Origin of the sequence: Streptomyces solicamelliae, assembly GCF_045348655.1 — a bacterium.
In the GTDB taxonomy this organism is placed as follows: domain Bacteria; phylum Actinomycetota; class Actinomycetes; order Streptomycetales; family Streptomycetaceae; genus Streptomyces; species Streptomyces solicamelliae.
The window spans coordinates 4,965,503-4,981,178 of the sequence record NZ_CP160404.1; the positions used below are offsets into that span (position 1 = coordinate 4,965,503).

Here is a 15,676-nt window from a genome sequence, read left to right on the forward strand (position 1 = left end):
CACCCCCGTGGAGAGCGGGGCCGCTGCGTCGGATTTCCACTCTTGAGCCGAACAGCTCCATCAACAAGGCTTACGCCTGTCCGGGACATGTCCCGGACAGGCACGAGGAAAGGGGAGGGGCGGATGACCGCGGGGGTGAGGGGGCCCGATCCGCAGGGGGCGCGGACCCCGGGCGAGTTCCTGGCGCTGCTCGGCGAGCTCAAGGACCGGTCCGGCCTGACGTACCGCGAACTGTCGGCCCGCGCGGCGGCGGTCGGCGAGGTCCTGCCGCGATCGACGGTCGCCAACATGCTCGCCCGGGTCGCGGGCCTGCCCCGCGAGGAACTCCTGACGGCCTTCGTCCGCGCCTGCGGCGTGCCGCCGGGCGAGCGCGACGCGTGGCTGCGGGTACGGAAGGAGCTGGCGGCGGGGGGTGTGCGGGAGGTCCGGGCGAGCGGGGCGCCGGGCGAGGGCCGCCCGCACGGGCCGGCCGACGCCGGCGCGCGGCGCGTGGGCGGCCCGGATGCGGACGCGCCGGACGCGGACGGGGCGGATGCGGACGCGCCGGACGCGGACGGGGCGGTGGGCGACGGTCTGGTCGGCGCGGGCCCGGATGGCGACGGTCCGGACGTCGCGCGCCCGGGCGGCGGACTGCCGGCCTCTGCCGAGCCTTCGGCCTCCGATCGGGCCGACCTCCCGGCTTCCGGCGAACCCCCGCTCCCGGACCGGCCCACGTCCCCCGCCCTCGCACCCGACCGCTCGCGCATACCCCGGCTGCTCGTCGGGGGCGTCGCCGTGGCGGGGCTCGTGCTGGCCGTCGTCAGTGTGGTCACCCTCGTCCGGGACGGTGTGCACCGGATGGTGGAGCAGCCGGTGGCGCCCGCCGCCGGGCCGGTCCTGATCCGATCCATGGAGTCCGGGCTCTGCCTCGGCGAGAAGACGGGCGAGCGCAGCGGCCAGGTGCACCAGCGCGAGTGCGCCGGCGCGGACGTCCCCCGGTACGAGCTGCTGCCGCTCTCCGGCGCGGACAGCGGACGCTGGCGGCTGGTCACCGACCACCCCGAGTTCGGCCCCGGCTGCTCCGGGGTGCCCGGGAGCACGGTCAGGGCCGCCGCCCCGCTGCACGACTCGGAGTGCGGCGAGGCGGGCCGTACCGAGACCTTCCGCCTGGAGCCGTACGGCAGCCCGGTCCAGGGGTACCGGATCCGGCCCGGGGACTCCGCGCTGTGCGTCACGGTCGCCGGGGACCTGCGCGCGCCGTGGTCCCGCCTGGAGACGGCCGCCTGCGCGGAGGACGCGCGGGGCCGGCGGGGTCAGCTGTTCAGCTTCGACCGCAGGCCGTAGCGGCGGCCGCCCGTCAGCCGACCGCGTCCCAGAAGTGGTCGACGATCTCCTCCAGGTACGCCCGGCCCTCGTCGCCGCTGCCCGCGGACGCGCCCCAGCTGCTGGTCGTGGCCATCCGGGCGTGGTACTCGCTGTGCAGCCGCTGCAGCGCGCCCTCCAGCGCGGGGCGGGGCAGCGGCAGCAGCTTGGCGGCGGGCTTCACGTACGCCTGCCAGCGCGTCGTCGCCGCGTCCCGCAGCATCCGGCCCAGCTCCTCGTCGCGGCCGGTGGCGGTGAGCAGGGCGCGCGGGTCGAGCTGCAGGGTCTCGGCGAGGGCCGCGGTCTGGCGGTCGTTGCCGCGCCAGCGGCCGGACTCCTCCATCCGCCGGTACACGTGCGGCTCCATGCCGACCCGGCGCGCCAGGTCCTCCAGCGGGAGGGCGCGCGTCATCCGGTGCTCGCGCAGCGTGGTCGCGGTGGCGAGCAGGTCGGCGGGGGCGCACCAGAGCACGCCGGCGAGCGCGGACAGCTCGCGGGAGGTGGGGGCGAGCTGCCCGCGCTCCCAGGCGACGACGATCTCGGGGGTGACGGCCATGCCGTACTGCGCCCGCAGGCCGTACGCGACGTGGCCCGGCGCCATGCCCAGGCCCTCGCGCAGCCGGCGGGCGGCGGGGGCGTTGAACGGCGGGGAGGACGGTACAGGGGGTTGCACGCCGCCACCGTAGGTGCGGGGGGTGACCTGTGGCTACCGTGTGTTCACCCAACGTCATGCGCTGTAGGAACGTGGGAACCGGCGGGTAACCGCGTGGACGCGGGCGGTCAGGGGCGGCGGCCGGTGAGCCAGCGGTACTGGAGCTCGGGGCGGCCGATCTGCCCGTACTGCGGGGCGCGGTCGGCCCGGCCCTCGGTGACCAGGTGCTCCAGGTAGCGCCGGGCGGTGATCCGGGAGATCCCGACGGCGGCGCCGGCCTCGGCCGCGGTCAGCCCGTCGGGCGCGTCGCGCAGACTGCGGGTGACGGCTTCGAGGGTCGGCGCGCTCAGGCCCTTGGGGAGGGCGGCGGGCTGCGGGGTGCGGAGGGTGGCGAGGGCCCGGTCGACCTCGTCCTGCCCGGACGCCTCGCCGGCGGCGGCGCGGAACTCGGCGTACCGGGCGAGGCGGTCGCGCAGGGTGGCGAAGGTGAAGGGCTTCAGCACGTACTGGACGACGCCGAGCGAGACGCCCTCGCGGACGATGGCGAGGTCGCGCGCGGAGGTCACGGCGATGACGTCCGCGGAGTGCCCCGCGGCCCGCAGCGCCCGCAGCAGCTGCAGCCCGTGCCCGTCGGGCAGGTAGAGGTCGAGCAGGATCAGATCGACCGCGGTCCGCTCCAGCGCCCGCACGGCCGCGGCCCGCGAATGCGCCACCCCGACGACGGTGAACCCGGGCACGCGCCCGGCATACAGCGCATGCGCGTCGGCGGCCACGGGGTCGTCCTCGACGACCAGCACCCGAATCCGGTTCTGAGCCGTACTCACGCCGAGCCCTCCGTCCGCGAGGAGGGAACGTCCCCGGCAGGGGCCGCCCCCGGCGCGACCGCCACGCCGGCACGGCCGAGAGCGTCGGCCGCAGGCCGAGCGCCTGCGCCCTCGGCGGACGCGTTCCGGGCCTGGGCGCCGGCCCCGGTGCGCGGCTCGCCTTCCGGCCGATCGCCCTCGCCCTCGGCGGACGCGTTCCGGGCCGGGGCCGGCGGGGCCTCGCCACGCCGCACCGGTCCCGCCGTCGGGTCCGCGGGCGCCCCGGCCAGGCCCGCAGCCGTCCCGAACGCTGCCGCACGCATCCCCGGCGGCCGGGGTGCCGTTTCCGTCGGGGTGCTCGGGGTGCTCGGGGTGCTCGGGGTGCTCGGGGTGCTCGGGGTGCTCGGGGTGCCCGGCAGGGGGATGCGGACCGTGAATGCCGCGCCGCCGTCCTCGCCGCGGGCGAGGTCGACGGTGCCGCGGTGGCGGTGGGCCGTCTGGCGGACCAGGGCCAGGCCGAGGCCGCGGCCCGAGCCGTGGGTGGACCAGCCGCGGTCGAAGACCGCCTCGTGGAGGTCGGGCGGGACGCCGGGGCCCGAGTCGGCGACCCGGACCAGGAGCTCGCCGGCGCGGGCCGCCGCGGTGACCGTGACGCGGGCCCGGGTCTCCAGGGCCTCCGCGCTCGCCGCCTCCACCGCGTTGTCGATCAGGTTGCCCAGGATCGTCACCAGGTCCCGCGCCGGGAGCGTGCCCGGCAGCAGGCCGTCGTCGATCCGGCTGTCCGCGGTGAGGACCAGCTCCACGCCGGACTCGTTCGCCTGCGCCGCCTTGCCGAGGAGCAGCGCTGCCAGGACCGGCTCGGCGACCGCGTCGACCACCCGGTCCGTCAGCGCCTGCGCCAGTTCCAGCTCCGCCGTCGCGAACTCCACCGCCTCGTCCGCCCGGCCCAGTTCGATCAGCGAGACCACCGTGTGCAGCCGGTTCGCCGCCTCGTGCGCCTGGGAGCGCAGCGCCTGCGTGAAGCCCCGCTCCGAGTCCAACTCGCCCGCCAGCGACTGGAGTTCCGTACGGTCCCGGAGGGTCGCCATCGTGCCGCGGCGCTCACCGCCCACCACCGGCCGGGTGTTGACCACCAGCGCCCGGTCCGCCGTCAGATGCAGCTCGTCCACCCGCGGCCCGGACGACAGCAGCGCCCCGGTCAGGGAGGCGGGCAGGCCCAGCTCGGCGGCCGAGCGGCCGACCACGTCGATGTCCGTCAGGCCCAGGAGCTCCCGGGCGCCGTCGTTGATCAGGGCGATCCTGCGCTGCCCGTCCAGCATCACCAGGCCCTCGCTCACCGCGTGCAGCGCGGCCTCGTGGTAGTCGTGCATCCGGCTCAGCTCGGTCGCGTTCATCCCGTGCGTGTGCCGCCGCAGCCGTGCGTTGATCACGTACGTGCCGGCCCCGCCGAGCACCAGCGCCGCGCCGGCCGTCACCAGCAGCGCCGTCACCTGCTCCTGCACCTGCGCGGTGATCTTCTCGATGGTGATGCCCGCGCTGACCAGCGCGACGACCCGGCCGTCGGCGTCCTTCACCGGCGCGACCGTGCGCACGGAGGGCCCGAGCGTGCCCCGGTACGTCTCGGAGAACATCCGGCCCTGCACGGCGGGCTCGATGTGGCCGAGGTACCGGCGGCCGATCTCGGCCGGCTCGGGGTGGGTCCAGCGGGTGCCCCGCGGCGTCATGACCACCAGGAAGTCGATCCCGGCGTCCTTCCGCAGCGCCTCCGTGTACGGCTGGAGCCGCCCCGTCGGGTCGGCGGACCGCGCCGCCGCGACCACCGACGGCGACTTCGCGACCGCGGACGCCGTGGCCGTCGCCTGCCGTCGCGCCGTCTCCTCGGCCTGCGCCCGGTCGGTCAGGTACGCGAACACCGCGCAGCCCGCGACGACCGCGGCGACCAGCACGACCTGCATCGCGAAGAGCTGGCCGGCGAGGCTCCGGGGCCGGGGGACGGGTATGCGCATGCGCTTCAGTGTGCCTGGCCGGAAACCGCGCGGGAAATGCGCGAACGGAATGCGTGAACGAAAGGAACGCAACGGTGACCTGGGTCACAGGGTGATGGATAGTCGCCTGGATCCACCGGGACGTGGACGCCCGTTTCAGCAGAGGAGGACCCCGTGGCCGCACGACGGGACCGTACCCACTATCTCTATCTCGCCGTCATCGGCGCCGTACTGCTCGGCATCGTCGTCGGCTTCGTGGCGCCGGGGGTCGCCGTCGAGCTGAAGCCGCTGGGGACCGGCTTCGTGAACCTGATCAAGATGATGATCTCGCCGATCATCTTCTGCACGATCGTGCTGGGCGTCGGCTCCGTCCGCAAGGCCGCGAAGGTCGGCGCGGTCGGCGGGCTGGCCCTCGGCTACTTCCTGGTCATGTCGACCGTGGCCCTGGCGATCGGCCTGGTCGTCGGCAACCTCCTGGAGCCGGGCTCCGGGCTGCACCTCACCAAGGAGGTCGCGGATGCCGGCTCGCAGCAGGCGGCCGGTGCAGCCACGTCCACCGTGGACTTCCTGCTCGGGATCATCCCGACGACGATCGTCTCCGCCTTCACCGAGGGCGAGGTCCTGCAGACCCTCCTGGTCGCGCTGCTCGCGGGCTTCGCGCTGCAGGCCATGGGCAGCGCCGGCGAACCGATTCTGCGGGGGATCGGCCACATCCAGCGCCTGGTCTTCCGGATTCTCGCCATGATCATGTGGGCCGCCCCGGTCGGCGCGTTCGGCGCGATCGCCGCGGTGGTCGGCGCGACCGGTCTCGACGCGCTCAAGTCGCTCGCCGTCATCATGATCGGCTTCTACCTCACCTGCGCGGTCTTCGTCTTCCTCGTCCTGGGAGCGCTGCTGCGGCTGGTTGCCGGGGTGAACATCCTGAGCCTGCTGAAGTACCTGGGCCGGGAGTTCCTGCTGATCCTGTCCACCTCGTCGTCCGAGTCGGCGCTGCCGCGGCTGATCGCGAAGATGGAACACCTGGGCGTCTCGAAGCCGGTCGTCGGCATCACCGTGCCGACCGGCTACTCCTTCAACCTCGACGGCACCGCGATCTACCTGACGATGGCCTCCCTCTTCGTCGCCGAGGCGATGGGCGACCCGCTGTCGCTCGGCGAGCAGATCTCCCTGCTGGTCTTCATGATCATCGCCTCGAAGGGGGCGGCCGGTGTCACCGGCGCGGGCCTGGCCACGCTCGCCGGCGGCCTGCAGTCGCACCGCCCGGAGCTGGTCGACGGCGTCGGCCTGATCGTCGGCATCGACCGCTTCATGAGCGAGGCCCGCGCGCTGACGAACTTCGCCGGCAACGCGGTCGCGACGGTTCTCGTCGGTACCTGGACGAAGGAAATCGACCGGGCACGGGTGACGGAGGTCCTGGCGGGCAAGGTCCCCTTCGACGAGACGACGCTCGTCGACGACCACGCCCCCGCCCCGGCGGCCGGCGAACTGCCGGACCAGCGGGCCGACGACGGCGGCGAGAAGACCCCGGCCGCCGTCTGACAGCTCCCGGGTCCCGGGCCTTGAGCCGGGTCCGGGCCCCGGGCAGGGACGCCCCGGTCGCACCGAGCGACCGGGGCCGTTCCGTGCGAGGGGGACGGCCGTTACCGGGCGTTCAGCTCGGCCGACTCCGCCTCATCCAGCACGAGTTCCGCCGCCTCGGCCGAGGCGCGGGCCGTCTCCGGGCGGCTGGCGCCGGGGATCGGGATCACGGTCCCGGAGCGGCTGAGGAGCCAGGCCAGGGCCACCTGCTGCGGGCTCGCGCCGCGCCGGCGGGCGATGCGGTGGAACGCGCCGAAGCGGGGGTCCTCCTCCCGTTCCGAGGCGCCGTCCAGCGAGCTGCGCGAGATCCCGCCCAGCGGGCTCCACGGCAGGAACGCGAGACCCAGCTCCGCGCAGAGACCCAGCTCCGCCTCGGAGTCCCGCACCTCCGGCGAGTACCGGTTCTGCACCGACACCAGCCGGTCGCCGAGGATCTCCCGGGCGAGCCGGATCTGCGCCGTGTCCACATTGGAGATCCCGGCCAGCCGGACGACCCCCGCGTCCAGCAACTCCCGCACCGCGCCGAGCGATTCGGCGTACGGCACCTCCGGATCGGGCTTGTGCAGCTGGTACAGTCCGATCGCCTCCGTGCCGAGCCGCCGCAGCGAGCCCTCCGCCGCCCGCCGCAGATGCGCGGGCCGCCCGTCGACCGTCCAGCCGCCGTCGGCGGTGCGGCCGCGGCCGCCCTTTGTCGCCACCAGGACGCCGTCCGCCCCGGCGCCGTACGCCTTCAGCGCCCGCGCCACGAGCAGTTCCCCCGCGCCCGGCTCGCCGCCCGGCGGGTGGTACGAGTCCGCGGTGTCCAGCAGCGTCACGCCCGCGTCCAGCGAGGCGTGCACCGTCGCCAGCGCGCGCCGCTCGTCCGGGGCGCCCTCGATCGACAGTGGCATCGCGCCGAGCCCGATCGCGCTCACCCGCACGTCCCCGACCGTCCTGTACCTCATCCCAGCGTCTCCCCGATCGCCCTGCCCAGCCACTCCGCCGTGTGCGAGAAGCGGTAACCCAGCGCGCTCGCCCGCGCGTTGTCCATGCCGTACGAGCGGGTGAACGAGAACGGCGACACCTCGCCGACCTCCACCTCCCGGAACACCGTCCGTCCGCCCACCCGCCGCTCGATCTCCGCGCAGATGTCCGCGGTGGTGAGCGGGCCGTGGGAATGCGCGTTGACGGGCCCGGTGAATTCCCGGAACGCCGCCCACTCCAGGAAGTCCGCGATCTCCTCCACGTACACGTACGTCGCCGGACGATTCACCACCGGAACGGCGATCGGCGCACCGGCCCGGATCCGCTCGGCGTAATGCGCGACCCGCCCGGTGAAGTCGTCGGCCCCGCCCAGGACATGAGCCACCCGCACCGCCGTGTACGCGAACTCCGGCGCGTCCGCGAACACCGCCTCGGCCTGCCGCTTGCCCTCGCCGTAGTGCGCGTCGAGGTACGCGGGGTCGTGCCAGGGGAGTCCGGCGTCGACGTGCACCGAGCCGAGGTCGAGCACGTCCTCCGTCAGCGGCACGGGGGAGTCCTCGTACGCGTACACCTCGACCGTCGACGTCATCACGTACCGCCGCGTGCGCGGCCCGAGAACGCGCCGCGCGATCAGGGCCTGCCGCGGCGTGTAGCAGACCTGGTCCACGACCACGTCGAACGTCCGCTCCCCGAGGGCCTTCTCCAGCGCGCGCTCGTCGTTCCGGTCGGCCACGATCCGAACGGCGCCCTCGGCCGTGGGTGAGGAACCCCGATTGAGCACGCTCACGGAATGCCCGCCGCGGATCAACCGCTCGGTCAACCGCCGCCCCACATAGCGGTTTCCCCCGATGATCAGAATGTCCATGGCTCCAGTGTTACGTTGTGCCGGCGCCGACTGAAGGGGGAAACATGGGAGTCGAGGCCACCGCACCGAAGGAACCACGGCATCTGCGCGCCGCCACCGTCGAAACCTCGGCGAGTCCCGGAAAGTCCGGTTTCGACCCCGTGGACCGGCAGATCCTGGAACTCCTCCAGACCGACGGCCGCATCAAACTCAGCGAGCTCGGCCGCCGGGTCCGCCTCAGCCCGGCCGCGGTCACCGAACGCGTCCGCCGTCTGGAGGCGAGCGGCGCGATCACCGGCTACGGCGCCCACGTCGCCCCCGCCCGCCTCGGCTACGGCATCCAGGCGTTCATCCGGGTCGACCCGCACGGCGGCTACACGCTGAGGCACCCCCGCACCCAGGACCTCACCGATCGCCCGGAGATCCTGGAGGCCCACCACGTCGTGGGCGAGGACTGCTGGATCCTCAAGGTCGCCGTCACCGACACGATCCACCTCGAGGAGATCCTGGAACAGACCTCGGCCCTCGGCCGCACCACGACGTCGATCGTTCTCTCCACCCCGGTCGACCGGAAGCCCCTCCTGCCTCCCGCGGACCCGGCCGCCGCTTCGGATCGCCCTTGACAACGACGCGGCGGGGCGGTTCAGATGGAGGAACTCGCGTCGCGTGTCGGTCCGCGCTGGAAAGCGGAGGCATGGAGGCAAGAGGACAGTAGGGACGGCTTTGCCTCTCCACTTCAACTCCCGGATCATCGACGAATTCCGCACCCGTGACGGCCGGCTCTCCGGCCCCTTCGAAGGCTGGGTGCTCCTTCTCCTCACCACCACCGGCGCCAGGTCCGGCACACCCCACACCGCCCCGCTCGGCTTCGTCGAGGACGGCGGGCGACTGCTCGTCGTCGGCTCGGCGGGCGGCTCGGACCGGCACCCCGACTGGTACCGGAACCTGCTGGTCAATCCCACCGTGACGGTCGAGACCGGCACCGAGACCTGGCAGGCCACGGCCGTGGCCGCGACCGGGGACGAGCGCGACGAACTGTTCGCGAAGGTCGTCGCCGCCGAGCCCGGCTACGCCGAGTACCAGAAGAAGACCGACCGGATCCTGCCGGTCGTCGCGCTCTACCGGATCCCCGAGGACGACTACACGCCGCCGAACCGGCTCGACGCCCTCGCCGACGAACTGGTCCGGATCCACGACTGGCTGCGGTCCGAACTGACCGCGATCGGCGAAGGACTCGGGGCGCGCACCGTCCCCGGGCTCACCGTCGAGCTGCGCCGGCACTGCCTCACCTTCTGCTCGGCCATGGCCGTGCACCACGGAGGCGAGGACGCGGGCCTCTTCCCTTACCTGGCGAGGGAGTTCCCCGAGAAGGCGGAGGTCTTCGGGCGGCTCCAGGCGGAGCACGGCACCGTCTCCCGCATCCTCGACGCGCTCCAGGTCCTGCTCGCCCGCCTCGACGACGCCGAACCCGGTTCGTTGCACGCCGAGTTCGACGCGCTGCGGGCGGAGCTGGACGCCCACTTCGCGTACGAGGAGGAGCAGGTCGTCCCGCTGCTGCGGGGGCTCGCGCCGGCGTAGCCCTCAGAGGGCGGCCAGCAGCTCGTCCAGCGGGGCGGGGACGCGGCCCTCCGCCAGGGCGGCCTCGACCAGCACCGTGCCGTACCGGATCTTGCGGCCCTTCTTCGTCCCGAGGAAGCGCCGCAACTGCCGCTCCGGAGCCCGGCCCTGCTGGGCCGGCTGCCGCCGGAACGTCTGCAGCGCCCGCAGATCGCCCTCCCGTCGGACCAGCTCCGCCACGGCGGGGGCGCCCAGCGCGCGGATCAGCTCGTCCTCCAGGTCGGCGGAGCAGACGAAGTACCCCTGCTCCGCCGCACCGGCCCGCTCCCAGCCGCGGGCGTAGTACCCGCGCTCCGCCTCGTCGCACAGTCCGGCGAGGCGGAGCCCCAGACCGGCCGGCCCGACCAGCGGCGCGAACCGCCCCACGCTCATCGCCCCGCCCATGGCGAGCACGCACACCCCCTCGGCCGCCAGGTCCCGGCCCCGGCCCGCGGCCAGCGCGTCCACCGCGGCGGCATCGCTGAGCCCTTCCAGCAGGACCACCGTCCGTACGCCCAGCCGCCCGGCCAGATCCCGCGCCGCCTCGCCCGACCCGCCGGCCGCCCATGCGGCGACCGCCTCCCGGAACGCGTCCATGCCCGTCGTGAGCTCCGTGTCCGTCATACGGACGAGTCTGCGACCCGTCCGGGCGGCTCTACAACGTCATTTCCTCGATCACCGGCGGCTCCTGCCCGTAGTCGCTGTACCGCACCCAGCGCGGCCGGACGCGCGCGTACGTGAGGCCCGGCCAGGCGAGGCGCTCGCGGCCGTCCGGGTAGGCGGCGAAGTACACCCCCTGCAGCCGGTCCAGCTCCGGGCCGAGCGGGAAGTCCGCGAGTCCCTCGATCTGCACGGTCACGTCGCCCCAGCCGACGACCAGGGCGATCCGGGGGTCGGTGCTCAGGTTGTGGAACTTGCGCGTCGACTCGAGCGTGTCGAAGACGAGCTCCAGGTCGTCGGTGACCGCGTAGCCCACGACCGCCGCCTGCGGAGTGCCGTCCGTGGTGACGGACGCCTCGACGGCGAGCTTGTGGCTGCGGAGGAACTCCAGCAGTTCGGCGTGCTTCATGGGCCCTGCCTACCACGCTGCGGCCCGGCCGCCGGGGAGCGCTTGCCTTGACGTCGGGGTCAAGGCATACGTTCGTACGCATGCGCATCGGCGAGCTGGCCGAACGGGCCGGAACCACCACGCGGGCCTTGCGGTACTACGAGTCCCGGGGGCTGCTGCCCGCCCGGCGGACGGAGAACGGGTACCGCGAGTACGACGAGGACGACCTGCGGCTGCTCCGGGAGATCCGGGCCCTGCAGGACGTCGGGTTCGAGCTGGAGGAGACCCGGCCGTTCGTGGAGTGCCTGCAGGCGGGGCATCCGGCGGGGGACTCCTGCCCGGCCTCGATCGAGGTGTACCGGCGCAAGCTCGCCGAGCTCGACGGGATGATCGACCGGCTTCAGGCGGTGCGGGAGCAGGTGGCGGCACAACTGCTGCGGGCCGAGGCGGAGTTGCCGGGCGGCCCGGAGCCGGCATGCGAACTGGGACCGAACGAGGAGGCTGAGGGATGACGACACGGACGTACGGCGTGACCGAGGTGACGAGCGCGGACTTCGCGGCGGAGGTGCTGGGCGCGGACCGGCCGGTCCTGGTGAAGTTCACCGCGGACTGGTGCGGCCCGTGCCGCCAGCTCACCCCGGTCCTCGCGGCCGTCGCGCAGGAGGAGGCGGACCGCCTGAAGGTCGTCGAGCTCGACGTGGACCGGAGCCCGGACGTGTCCGTGACGTACGGGGTGATGGCCACCCCGACCCTGATGGTCTTCCGGGACGGTGAGCCGGTCCGCTCGATGGTCGGCGCCCGCCCGAAGCGCAAGCTCCTGGAGGAGCTCCGGGACGTCCTGGACGGCTGACCGGAGGCCGCCGGAAAAAACTTCGGCGAACCGGTCACATCCGGCTCCCCGCATCCGTCGGTGCAGTGAAGACGCCGAACAGGACGCAACGAAGGAGCCCGTCATGACCACCACGCCCTCGATCTCCCGGATGTCCGACCCCGGCCGGTACATCCCCGAGCTGAAAGACGTCAGCGCGGCACTCTTCCGGGCCACGGGCAACCAGTCCGTGCCGCGCACCACGATCAACCTGATCCATCTGCGCGCCGGCCAGATCGTCCACAACACGTACCTGACGATGCTCAACACGGCGTTCCTGCGGAAGGCCGGCGAGTCGGAGGCGCGCATCACCGCGGTCGCCTCCTGGCAGGACGCCCCGTACTACACCGACGCGGAGCGCGCGGCGCTGGCCCTGGTCGAGGCGACCTTCCAGCCGGCGCCGCACGGGCGGGAGCGGGTCACGGACGAGATCTACGCGGAGGCGGCGAAGCACTACGACGAGAAGGCCCTGGCGACCCTGACGGTCGCGATCGGCCAGATCGGCTTCTTCTCCGCCCTCGCTCTCATCGGCAAGCCGCAGCCCGTCGAGTCCCTCGCGGACGTCCAGTGGGACTGACCCGGACCTAGGCCGGCCCCAGCGAGATCCGCCGTCGCACGAGGTCCACCTCGACCACCTCGACCCGCAGTTCCTCCCCTTCGGAGGGCCGGCGGCCGTCGAGGTGGTCGTGGTGCAGGAGCCCCGCGATGCCGGCGTCGGCGACGCGTACGAAGACGCCGAAGGGGACGACCTTGGTGACCGGCCCGGTCACCACGCGGCCCTCGATCGTGCGGGCGAGTTCGAGGTACGGGTCGGGCAGCAGGGCCTTGCGGGAGAGGGCGATGCGCTCGCGGTCCAGGTCGATGTCGAGGACCTCGACCCGGAGTTCCTCGCCGACCCGCACCACGTCCGTCAGGGCGTCGATGTGGTACCAGGACAGCTCCGCGACGTTGATCATGCCGTCGACGCCGCCGAGGTCGACGAAGACGCCGAAGTTCTCGATGGACGAGACGACGCCGGTCCGGACCTCGCCGCGCTCCAGGCCGCGCAGGAACGCCCTGCGTTCCGGGCCGTCCAGGGTCAGCAGGTCCCGCGCCGCCTTGAACGCCGGCTCGGTCAGGTGGGTCCGCCAGCGGGTGAAGAGACGCATCAGAGGGCCGCCCCACTGCGCGTGGAATTCCGCGTTGACCGCCGCCAGGTCCAGCTCGTTCGCCGCCGTCAGTTCGGCGAAATCCTCGCGCTGCCGGGCCGTCGGCGCGTACTCCTCGCCCGTGAAGCGGTCGCGGAAGAGGCCGGCCGGGTCCGCGAGACCGTCGTACGAGAACTCCCGGTCGCAGCTCGCGTAGAAGTGGACCAGCTCCTCCGCCTCCGCGCCGATCGCCTCCCGCAGGACCGAGCGGCGCTCCTGCGGGAGCAGGGACTCCGCGAAGCCGTCCGTGCCGTAGAAGGCGTGGCAGAGGCCGGCGAGGCGGAGGTCTTCGCGGGCGTCCCAGGACGCCAAACGGGACTCGACGCGTTCGAGGTGGGCCAGGAGCGTGCCGCCCGGGTGGTCGATCGTCTCCGCGCCGCAGGACCGGAGCAGCTCGCGCGCTGCTGAATGTCTCCCCATGGCGCACAAAAATACCCCGACCTAGAATTGACAGTCGAGGTAATTCGGCGGGTATATTGACCGGCTTGATGCTTGTGCAGCAGAAAGCGCAAGCGCCATTCAATAAACGCACTGTATCGCGGCGGGAGTCGAATTGTCAACCGAGGAATTCCGGAACGAGCAGCAATTCATCACCGGTCTCTACGCACGCCTCGACGACCTGCGTGACCGGGCCGAACGCGCCGTCTCCGACGCCCTCAGGTCGGCGCCCGGCGGCACCATGCAGGCGCGCCGGGAGCGGGACGTGCTGGTCGCCGAGCAGTCCGGGCTGCTGGCCGCGTACAACGCCGGGGAGACCGGGCTCTGTTTCGGCCGGCTCGTCTTCCGCGACGGCCGCGACCACCACATCGGCCGCCTCGGCCTGCGCGCCGACGACCCGCAGCGCACCCCGCTCGTCGTCGACTGGCGCGCCGACGTGGCGCGGCCGTTCTACCTGGCCACCGGCTACGAGCCGATGGGCCTCAGCCGCCGCCGGCACCTCACCACCCAGGGCCGCGAGGTTGTCTCCCTGCACGACGAGGTGCTGGACCTCGCCGACCGCACCCGCACCGGTCACGAGAGCCGCGACGCCGACGAGGTGCTGCTCGCCGCGCTCGACGCCGCCCGCACCGGCCGGATGCACGACATCGTGCAGACGATCCAGGCCGAGCAGGACCACATCATCCGCTCCCCGCACCGCGGCGTCCTCGTCGTCGAGGGCGGCCCCGGCACCGGCAAGACCGCCGTCGCCCTGCACCGCGCCGCGTACCTGCTCTACGCCCACCGCGAGCAGCTCGCCAAGCGCGCCGTGCTCATCGTCGGCCCCAACCCCGCCTTCCTCGGCTACATCGGCAACGTGCTCCCCTCCCTCGGTGAGACCGGCGTGCTCCTCGCCACCCCCGGCGAGCTGTTCCCCGGCGTCCGGGCCACCGGTACGGACACCCCCCGCGCCGCCGCCGTGAAGGGCTCCGCCGCCATGGCCGACGCCCTGGCCCTCGCGCTGCGTGACCGCCAGCAGGTCCCCGAGCGCGGTGAGCCGCTGATCGTGCCGCACGAGGACGGTGACCTGGTCATCGACTGGGACATGGCCCTGGAGGCCCGTCACAAGGCCCGCGAGACGCTGCTGCCGCACAACCTCGCCCGCCCGTACTTCGTGTTCCGGATCCTCGACGCGCTCGCCGAGCAGCTCGCCGACCGGATCGGCGCCGACCCCTACGGCGGCCCCAACTTCCTCGGCCCCGACGACCTCGCCCTGCTCGCCAAGGGCATCGCCGCCAACCCCGACGTGCACACGGCCATCGACACCCTCTGGCCGCCGCTCACCCCGCAGGGCTTCCTGGACGCGTACCTCGCCGAGCCGGTCCATCTCGACGACGAGGCCGACCTCGACGCGATCCGGCGGCCGCCCGGCGCCCCCTGGACCCCCGCCGACGTCCCGCTCCTCGACGAGGCCGCCGAGCTGCTCGGCGAGGACGACTCCGCAGCCCGCCGCGCCGAGCAGGCGGAGCGGCTGCGGGCGATCCAGTACGCGCAGGGCGTCCTCGACGTCTCGTACGCCTCCCGGACCTACGAGTTCGAGGACAAGGAGGAGCTCGACAAGGACGCCTCCGAGGTGCTCTCCGCCCACGACATCATCGACGCCGAACGCTTCGCGGAGCGCCACGAGGAGGCCGACCACCGCAGCGCCGCCGAACGTGCCGCCGCCGACCGCACCTGGGCGTTCGGGCACATCATCGTCGACGAGGCACAGGAGCTGTCCGCGATGATGTGGCGGCTGCTGATGCGCCGCAGCCCCACCCGCTCGATGACCCTCGTCGGCGACCCCGCCCAGACCGGCGATCCGGCGGGCGTCGGGTCCTGGCAGGACATCCTCGGCCCGTACGTCGAGGACCGCTGGGAGCACGTCCGGCTGGGCGTCAACTACCGCACCCCGGCGGAGATCATGGCCGTCGCCGCGGAGGTGCGGCGCGCCGCCGACCCGGGGTTCGAGCCGCCGCACTCGGTGCGCTCGACCGGGGTGGAGCCGTGGGACCGGACGGTGGAGGACCCGGTGAAGGAGGCCGCCGACGCGGTGGCCGCCGAGCTGCCCGCCGAGGGCCGGCTCGCCGTGATCGCGCCGCTCGCCCTGCACCCGGAGCTGATCGCCGCGCTCCCGGACGCCGCCCACGGGCCGGCGCCCGACCTGACGTGCCCGGTCGTGCTGCTCGACCCCCTCCAGGCCAAGGGCCTGGAGTTCGACACGGTCCTCGTCGTCGACCCGGACGCGATCCGGGCCGGCGCCACGCACGGGATCAACGACCTGTACGTGGCGCTGACCCGGGCCACTCAGCGGCTCGGCGTCATCAGGCGGGCCTGAGCCGTACTCCGGGCCGG

Annotated in this window: 15 protein-coding genes and 1 pseudogene; 8 read left to right on the plus strand and 8 right to left on the minus strand. The window is 73.6% G+C overall.

Going from position 1 to position 15,676, the window contains the following annotated elements:
• Positions 1-123 precede the first annotated feature (123 nt).
• Entirely contained in the window at positions 124-1,323 is a 1,200-nt protein-coding gene (locus ABZO31_RS23295) for a helix-turn-helix domain-containing protein (RefSeq protein WP_406863208.1), read from the plus strand.
• 13 nt (positions 1,324-1,336) lie between these two features.
• On the opposite strand, the gene ABZO31_RS23300 is transcribed toward ABZO31_RS23295, so the two are convergent.
• The 3 genes and pseudogenes from ABZO31_RS23300 to ABZO31_RS23310 all read right to left on the minus strand — a co-directional run.
• Positions 1,337-1,942, minus strand: coding sequence for a helix-turn-helix domain-containing protein (locus ABZO31_RS23300; protein ID WP_406865445.1), 606 nt, complete (start codon positions 1,940-1,942; stop codon positions 1,337-1,339).
• A gap of 179 nt (positions 1,943-2,121) precedes the next feature.
• Entirely contained in the window at positions 2,122-2,817 is a 696-nt protein-coding gene (locus ABZO31_RS23305) for a response regulator (protein ID WP_406863209.1), read from the minus strand.
• Between the two features lie 395 nt (positions 2,818-3,212).
• Positions 3,213-4,802, minus strand: a pseudogene (locus ABZO31_RS23310) (ATP-binding protein); the annotation flags it as partial.
• Positions 4,803-4,955: 153 nt separating this feature from the next.
• On the opposite strand from ABZO31_RS23310, the gene ABZO31_RS23315 reads away from it, so the two are divergent.
• The gene (locus tag ABZO31_RS23315; protein ID WP_406863211.1) at positions 4,956-6,320 is read left to right on the plus strand and encodes a cation:dicarboxylate symporter family transporter; all 1,365 of its coding nucleotides are present in this window, start codon (positions 4,956-4,958) and stop codon (positions 6,318-6,320) included.
• Positions 6,321-6,421: 101 nt separating this feature from the next.
• On the opposite strand, the gene ABZO31_RS23320 is transcribed toward ABZO31_RS23315, so the two are convergent.
• On the minus strand, positions 6,422-7,303 hold the full coding sequence (locus ABZO31_RS23320; protein WP_406863212.1) for an aldo/keto reductase: 882 nt from the start codon (positions 7,301-7,303) through the stop codon (positions 6,422-6,424).
• Entirely contained in the window at positions 7,300-8,187 is an 888-nt protein-coding gene (locus tag ABZO31_RS23325; RefSeq protein WP_406863213.1) for an NAD-dependent epimerase/dehydratase family protein, read from the minus strand. Before ABZO31_RS23325 ends, ABZO31_RS23320 begins: the two co-directional genes overlap by 4 nt.
• A gap of 44 nt (positions 8,188-8,231) precedes the next feature.
• On the opposite strand from ABZO31_RS23325, the gene ABZO31_RS23330 reads away from it, so the two are divergent.
• Positions 8,232-8,789: an Lrp/AsnC family transcriptional regulator gene (locus ABZO31_RS23330; RefSeq protein ID WP_406863214.1), complete on the plus strand. Its 558-nt coding sequence runs from the start codon at positions 8,232-8,234 to the stop codon at positions 8,787-8,789.
• Between the two features lie 100 nt (positions 8,790-8,889).
• Entirely contained in the window at positions 8,890-9,744 is an 855-nt protein-coding gene (locus ABZO31_RS23335; RefSeq protein ID WP_406863215.1) for a nitroreductase/quinone reductase family protein, read from the plus strand.
• A 3-nt stretch (positions 9,745-9,747) separates the two neighbouring features.
• Here ABZO31_RS23335 and ABZO31_RS23340 read toward each other — a convergent pair whose 3' ends face one another.
• On the minus strand, positions 9,748-10,359 hold the full coding sequence (locus tag ABZO31_RS23340) for a TOPRIM nucleotidyl transferase/hydrolase domain-containing protein (protein WP_406865446.1): 612 nt from the start codon (positions 10,357-10,359) through the stop codon (positions 9,748-9,750).
• Positions 10,360-10,417: 58 nt separating this feature from the next.
• Positions 10,418-10,831: a pyridoxamine 5'-phosphate oxidase family protein gene (locus ABZO31_RS23345; RefSeq protein WP_406863216.1), complete on the minus strand. Its 414-nt coding sequence runs from the start codon at positions 10,829-10,831 to the stop codon at positions 10,418-10,420.
• A gap of 80 nt (positions 10,832-10,911) precedes the next feature.
• On the opposite strand from ABZO31_RS23345, the gene ABZO31_RS23350 reads away from it, so the two are divergent.
• From ABZO31_RS23350 to ABZO31_RS23360, 3 genes are all read left to right on the plus strand, one after another.
• Positions 10,912-11,322, plus strand: a complete 411-nt coding sequence (locus ABZO31_RS23350; protein WP_406863218.1) for a MerR family transcriptional regulator — start codon at positions 10,912-10,914, stop codon at positions 11,320-11,322.
• Entirely contained in the window at positions 11,319-11,660 is a 342-nt protein-coding gene (gene trxA, locus ABZO31_RS23355) for a thioredoxin (RefSeq protein WP_406863219.1), read from the plus strand. The genes ABZO31_RS23350 and trxA overlap by 4 nt, the downstream gene beginning before the upstream one ends.
• A 103-nt stretch (positions 11,661-11,763) precedes the next feature.
• Positions 11,764-12,255 (plus strand): carboxymuconolactone decarboxylase family protein, encoded by a 492-nt coding sequence (locus tag ABZO31_RS23360; protein ID WP_406863221.1) that lies wholly within the window; start codon positions 11,764-11,766, stop codon positions 12,253-12,255.
• A 7-nt stretch (positions 12,256-12,262) separates the two neighbouring features.
• Here the strand turns inward: ABZO31_RS23360 and ABZO31_RS23365 are convergent, their stop codons facing one another.
• A complete protein-coding gene (locus tag ABZO31_RS23365) occupies positions 12,263-13,285 on the minus strand; it encodes a DUF6817 domain-containing protein (RefSeq protein ID WP_406863222.1) in 1,023 nt (340 codons plus the stop codon).
• A 133-nt stretch (positions 13,286-13,418) separates the two neighbouring features.
• Between ABZO31_RS23365 and ABZO31_RS23370 the strand changes: the two genes are divergently transcribed.
• Positions 13,419-15,659 (plus strand): HelD family protein, encoded by a 2,241-nt coding sequence (locus ABZO31_RS23370; protein WP_406863223.1) that lies wholly within the window; start codon positions 13,419-13,421, stop codon positions 15,657-15,659.
• Positions 15,660-15,676 lie beyond the last annotated feature (17 nt).

What these genes read in the sequence shown, in the direction of transcription:
- ABZO31_RS23340 (WP_406865446.1), bottom strand. Translation starts at nt 10,359, where the DNA reads ATGGACGCGTTCCGGGAGGCGGTCGCCGCATGGGCGGCCGGCGGGTCG.
- ABZO31_RS23365 (WP_406863222.1), bottom strand. Translation starts at nt 13,285, where the DNA reads ATGGGGAGACATTCAGCAGCGCGCGAGCTGCTCCGGTCCTGCGGCGCG.
- ABZO31_RS23330 (WP_406863214.1), top strand. Translation starts at nt 8,232, where the DNA reads ATGGGAGTCGAGGCCACCGCACCGAAGGAACCACGGCATCTGCGCGCC.
- ABZO31_RS23320 (WP_406863212.1), bottom strand. Translation starts at nt 7,303, where the DNA reads ATGAGGTACAGGACGGTCGGGGACGTGCGGGTGAGCGCGATCGGGCTC.
- ABZO31_RS23300 (WP_406865445.1), bottom strand. Translation starts at nt 1,942, where the DNA reads ATGGCGCCGGGCCACGTCGCGTACGGCCTGCGGGCGCAGTACGGCATG.
- ABZO31_RS23350 (WP_406863218.1), top strand. Translation starts at nt 10,912, where the DNA reads ATGCGCATCGGCGAGCTGGCCGAACGGGCCGGAACCACCACGCGGGCC.
- ABZO31_RS23360 (WP_406863221.1), top strand. Translation starts at nt 11,764, where the DNA reads ATGACCACCACGCCCTCGATCTCCCGGATGTCCGACCCCGGCCGGTAC.
- ABZO31_RS23345 (WP_406863216.1), bottom strand. Translation starts at nt 10,831, where the DNA reads ATGAAGCACGCCGAACTGCTGGAGTTCCTCCGCAGCCACAAGCTCGCC.
- ABZO31_RS23295 (WP_406863208.1), top strand. Translation starts at nt 124, where the DNA reads ATGACCGCGGGGGTGAGGGGGCCCGATCCGCAGGGGGCGCGGACCCCG.
- trxA (WP_406863219.1), top strand. Translation starts at nt 11,319, where the DNA reads ATGACGACACGGACGTACGGCGTGACCGAGGTGACGAGCGCGGACTTC.
- ABZO31_RS23325 (WP_406863213.1), bottom strand. Translation starts at nt 8,187, where the DNA reads ATGGACATTCTGATCATCGGGGGAAACCGCTATGTGGGGCGGCGGTTG.